Annotated in this window: 11 protein-coding genes; 2 read left to right on the forward strand and 9 right to left on the reverse strand. The window is 56.5% G+C overall.

The window, feature by feature from the left end; all coding sequences use genetic code 11:
• Positions 1 to 449: 449 nt before the first annotated feature.
• Positions 450 to 752: a Dabb family protein gene (locus tag ACFFK0_RS29710; protein ID WP_377474902.1), complete on the reverse strand. Its 303-nt coding sequence runs from the start codon at positions 750 to 752 to the stop codon at positions 450 to 452.
• A 15-nt stretch (positions 753 to 767) separates the two neighbouring features.
• Positions 768 to 1,775 (reverse strand): SDR family oxidoreductase, encoded by a 1,008-nt coding sequence (locus ACFFK0_RS29715; RefSeq protein WP_377474903.1) that lies wholly within the window; start codon positions 1,773 to 1,775, stop codon positions 768 to 770.
• Positions 1,776 to 2,130: 355 nt separating this feature from the next.
• Between ACFFK0_RS29715 and ACFFK0_RS29720 the strand changes: the two genes are divergently transcribed.
• Together ACFFK0_RS29720 and ACFFK0_RS29725 are read left to right on the forward strand one after the other, a co-directional pair.
• Positions 2,131 to 3,666, forward strand: coding sequence for an SWIM zinc finger family protein (locus ACFFK0_RS29720; RefSeq protein WP_377474905.1), 1,536 nt, complete (start codon positions 2,131 to 2,133; stop codon positions 3,664 to 3,666).
• Positions 3,663 to 6,701: a DEAD/DEAH box helicase gene (locus ACFFK0_RS29725; protein WP_377474907.1), complete on the forward strand. Its 3,039-nt coding sequence runs from the start codon at positions 3,663 to 3,665 to the stop codon at positions 6,699 to 6,701. Before ACFFK0_RS29720 ends, ACFFK0_RS29725 begins: the two co-directional genes overlap by 4 nt.
• Positions 6,702 to 7,849: 1,148 nt before the next feature.
• Here the strand turns inward: ACFFK0_RS29725 and ACFFK0_RS29730 are convergent.
• From ACFFK0_RS29730 to ACFFK0_RS29760, 7 genes are all read right to left on the reverse strand, one after another.
• Entirely contained in the window at positions 7,850 to 9,586 is a 1,737-nt protein-coding gene (locus tag ACFFK0_RS29730) for a hypothetical protein (RefSeq protein WP_377474909.1), read from the reverse strand.
• Between the two features lie 21 nt (positions 9,587 to 9,607).
• Entirely contained in the window at positions 9,608 to 11,221 is a 1,614-nt protein-coding gene (locus ACFFK0_RS29735; RefSeq protein WP_377474911.1) for a DHA2 family efflux MFS transporter permease subunit, read from the reverse strand.
• Between the two features lie 15 nt (positions 11,222 to 11,236).
• On the reverse strand, positions 11,237 to 12,574 hold the full coding sequence (locus ACFFK0_RS29740) for an efflux RND transporter periplasmic adaptor subunit (RefSeq protein WP_377474988.1): 1,338 nt from the start codon (positions 12,572 to 12,574) through the stop codon (positions 11,237 to 11,239).
• Positions 12,575 to 12,596: 22 nt separating this feature from the next.
• Complete coding sequence (locus tag ACFFK0_RS29745) at positions 12,597 to 13,256, reverse strand: efflux RND transporter periplasmic adaptor subunit (RefSeq protein WP_377474913.1); 660 nt, start codon at positions 13,254 to 13,256, stop codon at positions 12,597 to 12,599.
• Positions 13,253 to 13,702 carry a MarR family winged helix-turn-helix transcriptional regulator gene (locus ACFFK0_RS29750; RefSeq protein ID WP_377474915.1) on the reverse strand — a complete coding sequence of 150 codons (450 nt, stop codon included), beginning with the start codon at positions 13,700 to 13,702 and terminating at the stop codon, positions 13,253 to 13,255. The genes ACFFK0_RS29745 and ACFFK0_RS29750 overlap by 4 nt, the downstream gene beginning before the upstream one ends.
• A 190-nt stretch (positions 13,703 to 13,892) precedes the next feature.
• Positions 13,893 to 15,584 (reverse strand): S-layer homology domain-containing protein, encoded by a 1,692-nt coding sequence (locus ACFFK0_RS29755; RefSeq protein ID WP_377474917.1) that lies wholly within the window; start codon positions 15,582 to 15,584, stop codon positions 13,893 to 13,895.
• A gap of 335 nt (positions 15,585 to 15,919) precedes the next feature.
• Positions 15,920 to 17,692, reverse strand: coding sequence for a cache domain-containing sensor histidine kinase (locus tag ACFFK0_RS29760; RefSeq protein WP_377474919.1), 1,773 nt, complete (start codon positions 17,690 to 17,692; stop codon positions 15,920 to 15,922).
• Between the last annotated feature and the right edge of the window lie 2 nt (positions 17,693 to 17,694).

The raw sequence follows: 17,694 nt of genomic DNA on the forward strand, positions 1-17,694 counted from the left end.
CAGGATCAAACTCTCCAATAAAGGTAGTTCGACTTGCTCATTGATAACACTTGCGTGTTGTATTACTGTTCTTCACTCGTTGTTCAGTTTTCAAGGAGCAATGTTGCTTCATGCTCGCCGCTGTCAAAGCGACAACGAGGAACATCTTATCATATTCGCAATGCCCATTGCAAGTGCTTTGTTTTTCCAATCTTGAAGTGCGAATCAACAAGTTCAGATCGACAGAAGCTAATTCCGCCTGCCTCGTAAGCAGGAAGCACATCATAGCACGATGCTCAAGTCGTAGCGACAGCATTATTTTCATAATCCCGAAGTTGTTCCCGAAGCATCTGCCGCCCGGAGACGGTGAAAAGAAATATACCACAACAAGCCTGCCGATTGCAAGCACCAAAGCGAACAGCCCGCCCCCGCACATCGCGGAGACGGGCACACGGTTATCCGTTCCATGGTTACATGCGTTCAAAATCGATTTCCAAGAATCGCTCCACTTCAACAAGCCAACGCTCCTGCACAAAAGCCGTATGCAGCGGATGGTTGTTGTAAAGGTCATACTCCTCCTGCGAGGCAAACTCCATGGAGAAGCCGTAATCATAATCATTCTTGACGCTGCATTGCCGGTAAACGCCGAAATTGCGAACCACCGGAATCGACGTCAGAATCTCCTCGCCGTCGCGAAGAAACTTCTCGGCTTCAGGAGATCCTTCCGGATGCTTCAAATTGAAAATAACCATATGCCGAATCCCTTGGGTCATGAGCACACCTCCTCTCTATCGGCGCAGTCCCGCTTGACTCGCTTCAATGATCCGGTCCATGAGGACGTTCCATTCATCATCGATCGTTTGGTTGTCGGGATGCGCCTCGAACCACTCGATCGAACGGGCTATCCCCTGCTGGAACGGAACCGTCGCCGTATAGTCCGGGACGAAACGCTTGATTTTACTGTTATCGAAAACGCAGCTGACCGCCTTGTCGCCCAACAGCCCGCCGCCCAGCTCAGGAGCCGCGGAGGCGATGAATTCCGATGAGATGTGAATCATTCTCGGCTCGTCAACGCCGGCAGCTCTGCCGATCGCCCGGTAAATCTGATTCCAGCTCAGAACCTCATCGGACGTAATATGGAAAGCATGGCCGACGGCTTGGTCCAAGCCCAGCAACCCGACAAAGCCTTTGGCAAAATCGCTGTTATGGGTCATTGTCCAAAGGGAAGTCCCGTCGCCATGGACAACAATCGGCTTGCCCCGGCGCATGCGGTCGACGAGCGACCACGGATGCGACGAGCTGTTCAGCGATGCCGGAATCATTTTACTGCCGTATGTATAGGAAGGACGAACGATCGTAATAGGAAACCCGTCCTCGCGGTAAGCGTTCATCAGCACTTCCTCGCAAGCGATCTTATCCCTGGAGTACTGCCAATAGGGATTGGCAAGCGGCGTCGACTCGGTGACCAGGTAGTGCGTGAGAGGCTTCTGATAGGCGGATGCCGAGCTGATGAAAATGTACTGACGGATGCTGCCCCGGAACAGCTCGATATTGCTTCGCACATGCTCCGGCGTAAACGAAATCCAATCCACGACGACGTCAAAACGATACGGCGCGAGCAGCTTCGCGGCGGACGCCGCGTCTCTGATATCGCCCGTGACGACGTGTACACCGTCCGGTACGGAAGCTTCGCGTAATCCCCTGTTCAGCAAGTAGAGCTCGATGCCTCTGCGGGCGGCAAGCTCGGTCACAGCCTCGCTGATATGGCCAGTTCCTCCGATAAATAACACGTTCATGCCATTCACCCTCCACCTGCTTTTTGTGCGGCCCAACCAACTGCTGTTCACCATTTAAACCGTGCATATCGCCAGCCAAAATTGCGGGATCGGCGACGCAGAATCAGGACCGGCATCGTGTTCAAAGCCCGCTGTCCCCACCCCCATTTATTATAGAGGTAAATCCAGCTTTTGGTAAGGAGTTGCCCTATGCTAACCTAGTTACCTGGAAGTAAGCGGGTGCGGCCTCCTTAAAGGAACGATGCGCATCGCCTCCGACGCCGATAAGCCAGCTGAAATAAAAGTCGAATTTACGCCTGCACCGCTCTATAATAAATGTGTTCCAACCGTTGATTTTCGTACAAGGAGCTTTCCCATGATTGTTACCGATGAGCTTTGGAGCAGGCTGCTCAAGCATGTTGCCGAAAGCTTTAATGAAGTGACCCTAAGCCGGGGTTTTACCTATTTCAAGCAAAAATTCGTCGTCGACATGCAGATTACCGATGAGCATGTCATTCACGCGGAGGTAGCTGGAACCGACTCATACAGGGTGGAGCTGCGCTTGGACCAGCTCGGCTCCAGCTCGTGTACGTGTCCGGTACAGCGTTCCTGCAAGCATATCGCCGCTGTCATTATGGAGCTCGGAGACCGGTTCGGCTATCCTGCCGCACAAGTCGTGAATGCCAAGCAGCATCTCCGCCGCGCCGCAATACCGATGCCGAAGGAGGACGAGCTGCAGCTGCTGCCGATCCAATCGGCTGCCGAATGGCACGTCTTCTTCCAGCGTGCAACCCAGCATGTGAAGCCTGCCTACGACCAAAGCCAATATATGAACGATCTGTCAGTCCAGCTGCAGCGAATCGCTGATGCGCCGGTGCCTTTTACCGAAACGGACCGGCTGTTCTTCGAGCTGCACCGGATGCTGTTCGTCGCCCGCAAAATGAAAGAGCAGTCCGCTCAGGGCAGCGTTCCATACTACACGTCGTTCTCGATCTATCGGCTGTACGACCATATCTATGAGTGGATTCGGAAGCAAGCGAATCTCATCGATATGACGGCCTCTCAAGAACGAATCCGGCAAACGCTGAATTATATGCGGGAACAGATGAGGCTGACGCCCGATCCGAAAATGTTCGATTTCAGCGTTTATACCGAGCTTTGGAACGAATGGGTTGCCCCCCGCCCGGAATCCGGTCTCTTGGCAGCCGAAGAATTGGCGTCTATGGAGAAGCCGGAGGCTCCGAGCACATCCCTCAGGACGGCGCAGGCCTACCTGCATCTCTGCTTGGGTCAGCCGGCGGAAGCATGGTCGGCACTGGAGCCGACGCTGAAGCAAGCGCCCAAGAGCTTGCTCCTCACCTTCCTGGATCGTATCCGCCGAAACGGCAGCTGGGAGCTTCTCGTCGACTGGCTGCAGCGGACCGCCGCTTATTTTCACCTCTCCCGCCAGCATGAGCTTGACACGTATACCGGGCTTTGGAAGGAAGCTGTCGAACAGAGGCCGGAGGCGGAGCCGCGAATGTGGAGCGTGCTCGAGGACATGCTCCCACACTCCCTCGGACTTATCGAGGACCTGCTGTATGAGCGCCACAGCTGGAAAATGTGGCTGGAGCTGCAGCTGGTGCAGGGCCACGGACCGCTGTCCCACCGGGTCAGCGTGCTTCAGCCGATCGAGAAGGAGGCGCCGGAGCTGCTGCTGCCGTACTATCATCAAGCGATCGAGCATTATGTCGGCCTCAAAAACCGGCACGAGTACAAATCGGCGGTCAAGCTGATGAAGCGGCTGGAGAAGGTGTATAAGAAAATGAAGCAGACGGAGCGGTGGCAGCGCTATTTGACCGGATTCACGGAACGCTACGGCCGCCTGCGGGCGCTTCAAGAGGAAATGAGGAAAGGGAAGCTGCTGGAATGAGCCTTACAATTCGAACGATCACGTTACATGCGCTGCTGACCGACAGCGGGGATGCCTTGCTATGGGGCATGCAGAACGGATCCGAGATGCCGGGGATGTCACTTCGCAATGTGTTGTTTGCATGGCACGAGCCTTCCTGCTACGGTACCGAGCTCGAGCTGAGGCAAGCCGGTGACATAACGGTGATCGTCCTTCCATCCGAAATGGTGCTGCCGTTCTTCGCCTCGCCGAATTTCGCAAGCGTCATCCGCTGGGAAAGCGGAAGCGAAGCCGTGCGGCTGCTGCTGGAATGGGCCCCTCTCTTCGTTGAGGAAATTCGTGCAGGACGCTTCGTGCCCAGCTTCGCCGCCTTCCGCAGCGGAATGCTGGCCTGGAGCTGGGATGCCGGCTCGGCGGCGCTGAAGCCGTTCAACGAGGCGACGGCGAATCCGGCGGACGGCTTGAACATGAACATGTCCGGACTCCGCGCCGCTTTCTCCGCCGCCGTCACCGCCGAGCATTATGGCGATGAAGCGTCGGTCGCCGAGCTGCGCCGGAGCTATCCGGTGCTGTTTCAGCGGCCGAGGCCGCATGCCGCAGGGCTGGAGTCTGCCCGGCCGGAGGCTGCCGGTACGAATGCCGCCGCACAGGAGCAAGCGCAGGAGCAAGCGCGGATGACCGAGGAGGAATGGCTCGTATCGCTCGGCTGGAAGCCGGACCTGGCTCCGTTCCGGCCGGCGCTGCAGCTGCTCGAGCCGGACGAGCGCCACGACGAGTGGCGGCTGCGCTTCGTGCTGCAGGATAAGGCCGACAGCTCGGCGCTTGTTGCGGTTCGACTGACAGCGGACGGACACGCCTCGGGCACCTGGAGCGAAGCATGGAGCCCGTTGATTCGCGAGCGCGCACCCGGCTGGGCGGCCCGGCTCGCTGCGGCGCTGCCCGGCGCTTTAAGCGGCGGCGGACGGCTGTTTGCCGAGCCGTTAAGCGATGATGCGGCTTGGCAATTCTTGACGACGCACAGCCGCGAGCTGCTGCAGGACGGCTGGAACGTCATGCTGCCGGGCTGGTGGGAGGCGGCGTCCAGGCGCAAGCCGCGGCTGCGCGCGAGGGTCGCGCCGGAAGCCGGCGGCGGTTCCGGTGCCGGCGGGGGCCGCGGCCAGTCGCTGTTCGGACTGAACGCCCTGGTCAGCTTCGACTGGCGGATCGCCATCGGCGAATCCGATCTCTCCGAGGCGGAATTCGCCGAGCTGCTGAGCCGGAAGCGACGGCTCATCCGTTTTCGCGGGGAATGGGTCGTTCTCGATCCTGCCTTGCTGGAACAAATCCGCAGACTGATGGAAAGCGTCAATCCCGAGGAAGGGCTGTCGCTCCAGGATGTGCTGCAGCTGCACCTGCTTCAGGAAGGCGCCGAGCCTGCAGCCGGAGCCGGGAAGGAAGCCGGTCCCGAAGACAATCGCGGCGATGAAGAGCGCATTCAGATGGAAGTGGAGCTCAATTCGCATTTGACGGCGCTGCTGCGCCAGCTAAGCCAGCCGGCCGATTTGCCGCCGCTGCCGGTCCCTGGCGGACTTCGCGCCCAGCTCAGAAGTTATCAGCAGGAAGGCTTCACGTGGCTCAGCTATTTGCGGAGGTTCGGACTCGGCGCATGCCTCGCGGATGACATGGGACTCGGCAAGACGGTCCAATTCATTACGTATTTGCTGCAGCATCAGCCCGAATCGGGCTGTCCCGCCCTGCTCGTCTGCCCGACGTCGGTGCTCGGCAACTGGCAGAAGGAGCTGGCCCGGTTCGCGCCCGACTTGAAGGTGATGCTGCATTACGGCAAAGGCCGGCTTAGCGGCGAAGCTCTCACCGAAGCTCTGGGCCATATGGATGTGGTGATTACCTCTTATACGACGGCGCTGCTGGACCAGGAGATTTTGCAAACGTATGAATGGAGCTCACTCTGCCTGGACGAGGCGCAGAACATCAAGAACGCACAGAACAAGCAGTCCGCCGCCGTCCGGTCGTTCAAGGCCCGGCACCGCATCGCGCTGACGGGAACGCCGATCGAGAACCGGCTGTCGGAGCTGTGGTCCATTTATGATTTTCTCAACCCCGGATATTTGGGCAGCCAGCGCGGGTTTCAGCATCGGTTTGCAAATCCGATCGAGAAGCATCACGATGAAGAACGCACCGTTCAGCTCCAGAAGCTCGTCAAGCCGTTCATGCTCCGCCGCAAGAAGAACGATCCGTCAATTCAGCTAGATCTGCCGGAGAAGCTGGAGACGAAGCTGTACTTGAACTTGACCGCCGAGCAGGTCGCGCTGTACGAGCAGGCCGTGAAGGATTTGCTGGAGCGGATGCAGCAGCTGGAAGGCATCGAGCGCAAGGGCGCGATTCTGTCCGCTCTGACTCAGCTGAAGCAGCTGTGCGACCATCCCGTGCTGCTGACGAAGGAAGCCGCGCTGCCGGAGGAGACGCTCCGCTCGGAGGAGCTGCTGGAAGCGTTCATCGCCCGCTCCGCCAAGCTCGAGAGGCTCGTCGCCATGGTCGGCGAGCTGCGGGATGAGGGCGATTCGTGCCTCATCTTCACGCAGTATGTCGGCATGGGCCGCATGCTGGCCGACGTGCTGCAGGCGCTGCGCGGCGAGCCGGTGCTGTATTTGAACGGCAGCACGCCCAAGGCGGAACGCGATCGGATGATCGACGAGTTCCAAGCCGCGGGCGGATCGGGGGCCGGAAGCTCTGCCGCGCCGGGCATCTTCGTCCTGTCGCTCAAAGCGGGAGGCGTCGGCCTCAACTTGACCGCGGCCAATCACGTGTTCCACTTCGACCGCTGGTGGAACCCCGCTGTCGAGAATCAAGCGACCGACCGCGCCTACCGGATGGGACAGAAGCGCAACGTGCAGGTGCACAAGTTTATCTCTCTCGGCACGCTGGAAGAGAAAATCGACGAGATGCTGGAAAGCAAAATGAGCCTGAGCGAGAACGTCATCTCCACCTCGGAGAACTGGATCACCGAGCTCTCGAACGAGGAGCTCAAGGAGCTGTTCACCCTTCGGCAAACGTATTGAAGCCATGCGAAAATCCTGGAGCCCCTTGTTATGGAAGGGGCTCCAGGTTTTTTACCATTCATACATTTTGATTGCCCCCGTACTTATCCGCACAATTGGATTCGACCGCTTATTTTACCCGATGCCCGGCCAGGCTCCAGAATAAAGAAGCAAGGAAAACACCCGCGCAGAAGCCGGTGATTGGCGCTACTGCCGCTATTCCGATGATATTGCCGTTCGTTGTTAAGAAAATATTCGATTGAAATGTTGCACGAAACCGCCCAATCGTAACTTGAAGACACGGCTTCCGCCGTCTTCCAGACGCATGTGTTTCCCGGTGCAATATAAGCCGACTTATTGAGCTCAGCGGATAAAGGATATTTACATATAAACCGGGCCTCCCGTTCAAGGGATGAACTCGTCTTTTTTCTAAGGGGCTTGACGTGGCTGATGCGGTTCATTAAAGGTTTTTGAGGGTCTTATATTACCGCTAACGCACTTTTCCTTCAGAATAGCGGACTTTGGCGGAGCTATCGAGTATCAATTGATGAGATTGGGCTTGATTTTTCCTGATTTCTGGAAAATAACGCCATCAAAATCCGCTAAACTTGTAAGTCATCCAGTCTCGAGCCAAATAACGGTTTCGTAACCCGTTAAGTTCACAAGGTTTTCCGCTTATCAGGAAGTTTTGACGGTTTTGCTTGAAAGGGTTCGCAAGAAGAAACGCGGAAAGCCATAAAAACCTGCATATACAGGAATCACTTGAATAGCTAGATTGCATGATTTTGATTACCGCGAAAATGCAGGCATTGGAAGGCAAAGCGCCATAGCTGCCCCTTCGAGGCAAAGGTGCCTGTACTTACTTATGCAGGCATTTACTGCTGATAGCCGATGAATGAGCAAAATGGCTGCACGTTCGCATGGATCCTCCGATCAAATGCGCCAACAAAAAAGGGAGCAGCTTGCACACAGCATACTCCCACCCCTATTGCTTTTCAAACTCCGTTTGATGCAATTGGTAAGGCGGAATCTCTTCCAAATAGACAAACCTGTTTCCTCTGGCGGTTTTTCAACAGCAAACACAAAAAGCTTTCCCGCAGGTGAACCGACCACCTTGACGGGAAAGCCCCATAATTGCTTTCCAGACTGTTTAAGCGCCTGCTTCGAACTTAATTTTTCAGCTCCGCGACGATCCGGTTCATTTCTCCGTTAGGCGTAGCGATCGACTCCGAAATACGGAGCGTCAAATTGCTTTCCGCCTGCTGGAGCGACAGCCCGGAGAACGACAGCGTCTGGTAGCCGCTGACCAGTCGGTTCGTGCCGACGAACGGGAACGATTTGGCGCCGATGGAGCGGCCCAGCTCGTCGATGAGCTCGATCTTCAGCGTAGAGAAATTGTTGTCGAGCATCACCTGCGGCTCCCGAACGAGATCCATGTCCAGCTTCACGCTGTACGTATAGGTGGAAGGCCCCTGGTAGACCGGGATGACAAACCAGGTTTTGAAATTCAGCGTGTACGGATACAGCTTCACCGCATTGCGGTCGTTGTCCGACTCCAGCTCTACCGGTACAACGGCTATCGTCGAACGGTACGCTGCGGCGCCGTCGCCCTGCAGGGCTCCCTGCAGCTTGAGCTTGAAGCTTGTGCTCGTGTCGGATAGAGGAAGCACGAATCCGTAAGAAACGATCACGCTTGTTCCCGGCTGAACCGAGGCCGGCACAGCGGACTGGCGGATGCCGCTATACGCGCCCCCGCCTCCATTTACCAATTCGGTCTGCAGGGCCGGTACGGGAATCGGCTTCTCTCCCTTATTTTCCAGCTTCATCTTGGCGAATACGGTGCGGGACCCGTTCTCCTCGCTCGGGGAAGCGTGAAGCTCCTGCAAGGATACCTGCAGATCGGCATTCACGAACGAATTGTTCGCTTCCAACGCGATTGGCGTACCGAACACATAAGCCGCTGACGGAACAGCCTCCTCCGAGCCCGCCAGACTAATATTCAGCTTGCCCAGGCCGAATGCGCTCACCTTGGTTTGTCCGGCTGAATCGGCGGCTGCGAACGGCTCCAGAACGAGCACGTTCAGGCTCTCCAGCACCGTATCGGCATCCGCAGGAATCGAATAATGGATATACGTGCTTTCGCCCGGCTCCAGCGATACCGCACCGGTTTCGATGCGCGTACCGTGGTAGACGTTCGTCTTCGATTTACCGTCGATTCCGAACTGCGGCACCGTCTCCGTCTGCTCCGAATCATTCGTGACCAGCAGCTTGACGACATATGCCGAGCCCTGCGCCGTCATCGATTGCGCAACGGATACCGGCTTGTAAGCAAGCGGCGATTTGAGCGTCGGAATAGCGAACGGCTGCCCCCACTTCAGCTGTGCCGCCGCATCGGACAAGGCGCTGTGGCTTCCCGTCCACACCTGCGCTCCAACCGGTACGGAGGCGAGCACCGTCTCCTGCTTCGGATATACATCATAGTTCACATCAACGAGCGACAGGTCCGTCACTTTGAGCTCCTTCGAGCGGTCAAGCTGTTTCATATAGACGAGCTCGACCTCCGACATGGCCGGAACGCCATGCGCGTTGGAAGCGCTCGGCGCAAGCGTGTAGACGGTGCCGTCGGCAGCCTTAAGGCGCAGCTCGTGGTCGGGAATCCGCAGCGTAGTGGAGCCGTTGTTGACGATGCGGACAGCAGCACCCAGCCGGACGCCGGAACCGCTCTTCTCGTTCAGAACGCCAAGCACCTGCACCTGCAAGCTGTCGGTCAAAGCGTACCATGCGGCTGGAACCGCCGTAACGGCCGCTGCAGCCGGCGCAGCCTCATCGGCGTAGGCCGGAGCCGCCGCCAGTAAGGAAGAACCAAGCATCATGGTTGCGGCAAAATAGGTCAGTGATCGTTTCACGTTGTTACGCCTCCTTGGTCATTACATCTCAATCATTACATGCTGCTGGCCGGCGCTGTCGGCGCCTGCGGCCGCAGCCTTCTTCCGACGAATCATGAAAAATACGATAAACAGCGAGAAAAAGGCCGGTATCGCGGAAATGAGCAGCGTCTCCGCAATGCCGCGAGTCAGCGCTTCCTTCTGGATCATCGCCGCCAGTACGCCGCTCACGCCGCCGGCCGCCGAAGCCGGGTCAACGCCGAGCTCCATATACCGGTGCGTGACGTTCGTCTGAAACTCCGTAAACGCCGGCGACGTCGTATCCATTTTCTCAGCGATATGCGTTGCGTACGTCGACGTGCTTCTCGTCATGATGCTCGTCAGAACGGCGATGCCGAACGAAGCCATCACGTTCCGGACGACGTTGGAGAGCGAGGACGCCCGCCCGATCATATGATTCGGCAGCGTGTTCATCCCCGCCGCCGAGAGCGGCATCATACACAGCCCGATGCCGATGCCGCGGATGACGAGCATCCACGTAATCCAGTGGTGCGGGGTATTTTGCGCGATATTGTGCAGCTCGACCGTTACTAACCCGACGATCGCCAGGCCTACGATGCCGAGCGGCGCCGGCCCGAACTTGGAAGTGAGCTTGCCGGCGATCGGCATCATGAACGCCATTGCGATCGACTGCGGCATCATCAGGATGCCGGTCTGCATCGGGGTCAGCCCCAGAACGTTCTGGATATACACCGGCATGAGGTAAACCCCGCCCTGCATCGCAATCATAACGAAGCTGGATGCAATCAGGCTGATCGTAAACATGGAGTTTTTGAACAGCCGGAAATCCATAACCGGATTGTCTTTGCCGAGCTCAACCCAGAGCAGCAGCACAAAGCTGAAGAAAGAAATGAAAAACAATCCGACGATATACAGCGACGTCCAGCCTTCCTTCTGCCCGTCGGTCAAGGCCAGCAGCAGGCTGCCAAACATAAGCATCGACAAGAACGTGCCGAGGTAATCGAACTTGAGACCGGTCTGCTTCGGCGTTTCCTTGAGCAAAATAAATCCAAGCGCAATCGCCACGAAGCCGATCGGCAGGTTAATGTAAAACAAGTAACGCCAGCTAAAATTATCGACCAGGTAGCCGCTCAGCGTCGGCCCCATCGCCGGGGCCGCCATCGCGGAGATACCCCATACGCCCATGGCTACCTGCACTTTGTCGCGGGGAACGATCTGGTACAGCATCGCCATGCCGATCGGCATGATGAAGCCCCCGCCCAAGCCCTGGATAATACGGAACGCGACGAGGCTCGAGTTGTCCCAGGCCATGCCGCATAAGGCGGAGCCGATAACGAAAGCGATCAATGTTGTCAAAAAGGTTGTCTTATACCCGAAGCGGTCGGCCAGAAATCCGCCCATCGGCACTACGACCGCCGAGGCGAGCATGTAGCCCGTGATGACCCACTCGACCTCGTTCTGCGAAACGCCGAACACGGACATCAGCTTCGGTATGGCAACGTTCATGAGACTGCTGTCGAGAATGGCCATGAATGTACCGATAATCAGGACGATGACGGGCAGCCAATAGCCTTCCTTCGGCTGAAGCGTCTCATCGGCGCTTACCTTTATTTCTGTGGAGGCAGCTTGCGACATGAAGCATCTCCTCCTTTATTCGGCATGAATTTTGGCACCGTCAGCGAGGTCACTGCTTGGCGTCAGTACGATTCGGTCATTGGCCTTCAAGCTGTCGCCCTTGACGAAGACCCAGTCCTGATTTTTCTCTTCGACCTGAACGGTCACCTTGCGGGCGGTTTCACCTTCGACCCGGAACACCGACGTGCTTCCGTCGGTTCCCTTCACCAGCGCGCTCTTCGGCAGCTCCAGCCTAGCCTCCGCGCCGCCGGCTCCCGCTCCGAACGATACCGTGGCAACGGCGCCGGCGCGGAGCAAGCCGTCCTCATTCTTCACCGTCACCTTGATCGGGAACGTGTTGTTGTTCACGTCGGATATCGGCGAGACGAAGCTGACCACACCGTCAAACGTGCGCCCCGGGATGCTCGGCAGCTGAACCTTTACCGGAGCGCCTTCCTTAATGCTGTTAACCATGCCTTCCGGGACGCTCGCTTCGACCTTCACCGTATCCATGCTGATCATCGTCAGCAGCTCCGTCCCGGATGGCATCGACGTGAACGCCATTTCCCCAGGCTGCACGGTGCGCTTTACAATAATGCCGTCCGAAGGCGCCTTGATCGCTGCGTTATCGAGCGCATTCTTGGCCAGCTCCAGCTGAGCCTGAGCCAAGCTTACCTGCGCCTTCAAGGCTGCGATCGTATCGGCCGTCGCTCCGGTGCGGGCGAGATCCAGCTTCGCGGACGCCGCCGTCAAGGCCGCCTGAGCCGAGCTTTGCGCCGCGACCGCTTGATCGTAGCCGGTCTTCGCCTTCTCATAATTCAACGTTGTCGCGTCCAGCTCGCTCTTGGAGACCGATCCTTCATCGTAGCGGTTCTTCACCTGATTATAGGTCTTGGTCATGAGATCGAGCGCCGCTTTCGCCTGCTCCACCGAAGCTGCGGCCGTATCCAAGCCGCCCTTCGCCTGGGCGACAGCGGCTTCGGCCGCCTGCAGATCCTGCGGTCTTGCCCCGTTCAGCGTATCGTTCAGCTTCGCTTGCGCCGCATCGACGTTAGCCTGCGCCTGATTCAGCTGCTGCGTCAGGTCGTTCGTTTCCAGCTGAACGAGGACATCGCCCTTCTTCACCTTGGAGCCCTCATCCACCAGCACGTCGGCAACGCGGCCGGGGAGCTTCGAATAGATGTGGACGGTTTGCAGAGGCGCGATTTTCCCGCTCGCTCCCGGCGTTCCGGCTCCGCTGAGCGTAATCACCTTTACACTCGGAATCGATGCCGCAGCGGCTTGCCCCGCAGGCGCCGTCCCGCAGCCGCTAACGGCTACGGCCGATGCCGACAATACCGTAACGACGGAAATCACTTGCAAATAACGCTTCATTTTCACGATGTCCGGCCTCCCCTTAGTTCCCTTTGATATGTACTTTGATCACGGCGTTCATGCCCGGAGCGAGCTCGAGACCTTGCTGGTCGTCGATGGAGATTTTCACGGAAATGCGCTGCGTCACCTTCGTGAAGCTTCCGCTCGTACTCGTCGTCGGCATAAGCGAGAACGTCGAGGCGGCCGCTTGGCCGATCTCGAACACTTTGCCCGTAAACTTCCGGCCCGGATACGTGTCAAGCTCGATATCGACGGTCTGCCCCAGCTTCACCTTCATGATTTCCGTCTCTTCTATGTCCGCGGACACATACAATTTGCTCTTGTCGACGATCATCGCCACAGCCTGCCCCGGCGACACGACTTCGCCCGGCTTCGCCGACGTCTGAATGACGGTGCCGCCGATCGGAGCGCGCAGCGAAGCTTGATCCAGGAGACTGCCAGGCAAGTTCGTAATGTCCTGCTGACCGACGATTTGATCGGCCACGACCGTATCGCCGATCTTGACGCCGAGCGAATTGATTTTGCCGGAGATTCTCGGCATAACCCGATAAATATCGCCCGTGACCCGCGCGTCTTCCGTCGACACATAATTTGCATTCTCATACCAATAGTAGGTACCGATTCCGGCGCCGCTAAGGACCATAACGATCAAAATAACGTACAATATCAGTTTCCTCTTCACTTGAATCCCTCCAGCTGATTCTCTAAATGGCTAATCAATTTGATAAGAACATCGTGCAGCAGCTCGAACTGCTCCGGAGTGAAGGCCTCCCGCAGCATCTCATCCATCTTCGCATCCATCTGTGCGAACCGCTCCGTCTTCAGCTGTTCGCAGCGCGGCGTGATGCTGACAAACACAACCCGGCGGTCCTTCTCGTCCCGCTTCCGCTCGACTAATCCGTTTCGCTCCAGCCGATCCACAATGCCGGTAATCGTGCTGTTGCTCAGCTCCAGCGCCTTCGACAGCTCGCCGATCGTCCGCTGCTGGCCTACGAACAGCTCGCGGAGCACGAGAATTTGCGGCCCGGTGAGTCCAAGCTCCTTCAAATCCGAGAACATCATCGTATTGCGCAGCTTGTTTAATCTTCTGAACAGTGCATTGAGGTCGTTGCCCGTGCCTCTCTCCAACCGTTATGCGCCTCCCCCCACGAATTGTTTACTTACTAAATATTTCGCACACGAAATATTCGAACGCGAAATATCATACCATGAACATATTTCCTTGTGAATACATGGTAAGCAAATTTTTTGTAAAAAAATAACGCCATCCGCATGTGGATCCGGATGGTGTTATTTAGCTGTGTTCGCAGCGGGCAGCCTATGAAAAGTACGTGACGGTTACCGTTATTACCATGTAACCCGGCACACGGGTATCTTCGCCGTATGAATATTTGAACTGTTTAACCTCGTATTTCCTCATCATACTGTCGGTCAGCGCCTTCTTCATAACCGCGGGCGCAGCGCCGAGCGTGTTTTTGTACCGGACGGTAAACTGGTCCTGTCCAGCCGATACACCGCGCTCGATGGCAGCCTGCAATGACGGCAGCGTATCCGCCGCATTGCCGCCGGAGTCACTCGTCAAGCCTGTGTCACTCAATAGCGTCCGAGCTGAATTTTGACTGATCTCCCCCGATTGAGCCAGTTGCCGAATGGTTTGAAGGAAGTCTTGATCCGCCGCCGGATAGTTTCCGGTCCACGAATGGTCTTGGCGCATCTGCGCATCCGTTAAATTAAAGTAGTTGTAGGTCAGTCTGCCCTTCTCATCAGGAACCGGGTCATCCCACGTCGTGTCGAGATGGTACCAGCTGCCGTTCAATTGGACGAGATTCCACGTATGCAGTTGACCTCCCGCATGTCCCTCCACAATCCGGTTCGGAATACCTGCCTCCGTCAACAGCCGGTAAGTCAGCAGCGCATAGCCTTGGCATACGGTCGTCCCCTTCGTCAGCCCGCCGTATGCCGTATGGTCGCTCAGCGTTTGGTCATAGGCCAGACGGGTAATCACATAATCGTGGACCGCCTTTTCCTTCTCGAAGTCATTCATGCCGGGGCGAATGATCGAGCTTACGATCTGCTTCGCCTGCTTGGCCACTTCGTCGGTCTGCGCCTTGGACTCCAAGTAGCTCACTTGAAAGGAGACGGTCGAACGCCCGTCATATTCATATTGCATGCCCTTGTACACATAATGCAAATAATCGTTGTCCGCCATCACCTGCTCGATGAACGGCTTAATCTCCTGGAACTGCTCCGAATTGTCCAACGTGACGTCGAACTCCGTATCTTGATTCAGCAGATGGGACTTTAGCGATTGCTGCCAAGACGGAAGGACGGGAGCGGACGTTGGAGTGTTCTCGTTCGGCTTTTTCACAGCCGCAGTTGCAGCCGCAGTTGCAGCCGCCGTGACCGGCATCGTGGCTGCAACCGTTCCGGGCAAGCTGCGGATCGAACGATCCAATAGCGCAGCCATTTCCTGCCTCGTCATCGGATCGCGCGGGCGATACGACCATGCGCTTCCCGACCGGGTCACATCCTCCCCGTACCATTCCTTGGACAGCACACCGCTCACTGCCTCGGTCGCCCATGTATCGGGAGCGTCTCGGAACAGAAGATCAGCCGGGGCCGGGACGACCCCTTTACTTACGGCGAGGCGCCATATCATAGCGGCCGCCTCCTCCCGCTTCACGGGCAGATCGGGACTGAACCGGTCGGGTCCCGTACCGTTTACGACGCCTGCCTGATAGGCCGCACGGATCGGGGAGGCCGCCCAATGTCCCTGAATGTCGTTGAACGGCGGCGACGAGCCGTCGTCCTTCAGCTGGAAGGCGACCGTCACGAATTTGGCGAACTGGGCGCGAGTTAACGTTTGGGTCGGCCCGAATTTTCCGGGCTCTACGCCGTCCGTAACACCCAGCTGCACTAAATCGTCAATATAAGATGCGTAGGAGCTTGTAGTCGAAACGTCGGTGAAGGTATCTGCGGAAGCCGGACCGGCATGAGAGAGACTAAGCAAACTGATCAGGGATGCAAGGATACGGAGCTTTTTTATGGTGATAACCGCCTTTCTGCTTCCTTGTGAATCCTGCTTCTCTCTATCATAGCAAACCAATCTTAATTTTTTATTAGGAAACATGTACAAAGGCAAAGAACCCGGATTGCTCGAGGCCATCCGGGTTATGCCTTCTCTTGCGGGGACGAACAGCAGCCTACTGAGCATGAGCAGCACAGCGCCGGCGATCCCTTTGCCTTTGTGCCTGAAGCGGCACCGACGTAAAAGGAACATTTTTATGCAGGCGGGTCCGCCTACTGCCAAATAAAAAACTGCCGGAGATTTTGCAACAATTGCGTTCAAGCTGCGCAAAGAGGGAATCTAATCCTGACGATCGTCCCCTCCCCCAATGTGCTCATTATGGTGACGCCGTACCGCTTGCCGAAATGCAGCTTAATCCGCTGATCCACATTGCGAATGCCGTAACCGAGTCCATGGCCGGAAGGGTCCAATACGGAATCGATCACCTCCTGCTTCATCCCGAGTCCGTTATCCTCTACCTCCATGCAGATGATGTCCCCATCCGAATACACCCGGACTGTAATGACGATCCGATCGTCGTACCAGGCATGCTCCAGCACGTTCTCCACGAAGGGCTGCAGGATAAACTTCACCGTCGTATATTCGGTCAGCTTGTCATCCACCTCAAACACCGCCTCGATCCGGTCCGCAAATTTGATCCGCTGGATGTCGAGGTAGGACTGGACGATCTGCAGCTCCTTCCCGACGGGAATGAGCATCTCCCCTTTGTTCAGGCTCAAGCGGTAAAACTTTGCCAGACTCCGAATCATCTCATGAAGCTTATCGATTTCCCCGAGCTTGGCCATTCTGCTGATGGACGAAAACGTATTATACAAAAAATGCGGATTCATCTGCGCATGCAGCACCTGAAGCTCGGCTTCTTTTTTTTCCAGCTTCCCTACATATACCTCGTCAATCAGCTTCTCAATGGTGGTCGCCATCTCGTTAAACGCGCTTCCGATCTGAGCGAACTCATCCTTGCCCAATAAGGGCATCCGCTTGTGAAAATCTCCCTCCTGAAACGCGCGCAGCAATTCGATCAGCTTGTGGAACCGCCGCAGCAAATAACGGGACATAATGACGCTGATGGCCGTTAGCACTAGCAGGCTCAGGCAGCAGATCAGGATCGTCAGATTCCGGACCTTTCTTGAATTGTCCTGGAACGAAGCATAAGGGATCCAAGCTTCGATGCTGGCCGGCATCGACGGAATCGGCTGCCTGATCTGCAAATATTGCTCTCCGTGCTCCTTGGACAAGTCGCCGGCAAGCTGCGGCTTGCTCTTGGAGCCTGTGAACAGCAGCTCGTTCCGGCTGTCCATAACAAACAGCCGGCTGCCTGTTCCGAGCTGAGTCAAATCGATATCATAGAAAATATCCGTAAGCTTGACGGTAATCTTGATCAGCCCTATGGTAGTCAGCGTGTCGTAATTCATCAACGGACGAATGTAGGAAATTTGCTGAAGTGCGGCGTCATCCCCCACCTGCTTCCATACCTTGGTGTCAACATTCAGCTGGAGGGAACGGTACCACTCCTCTCCGACAATGCGGTCCGTATGAAAGATGGAATACTGCCTGCCGGCTGGAACGGCGGTCTTCGTTTCCGTAAGGCTATAATTGTAATAAAACTCGCTGATCCGGCTGTTATCCAAATACATATATACTTGCGCATTCATATTGGGCAAATTGGCCGCCGACTCGAGCCGCGGCAAAATATACTGCGTCGTTACCGAAAATTTCTCATAGTCCAGAAAATATCCGGACAAATACCGGGATAAGCTCTGATCTGCGAACAGAACCTCGGCGGCCCGCATCAGATCGTCGACCCTATAGTTGACGTTGCTGCCGATCTGCTTTACGGCGATCTCCAGATTGCTTCTCGTATTTTCGCTGATGGCGCTCTCCGAGGATTTATAGGCATAGCTCCCGATCAGAATAACCGGGACCAAGACCAGAAACATGTAGGAAAGAAGGATCTTATAGCGGAGCGGCAAGTACCAATCCTTGCTCCGGCGGTCCTTCCCCGCCATCCTTGCCCTCTTCTTGAACATCATCC

Source organism: Paenibacillus chartarius (genome assembly GCF_042432825.1).
GTDB lineage: Bacteria > Bacillota > Bacilli > Paenibacillales > NBRC-103111 > Gordoniibacillus > Gordoniibacillus chartarius.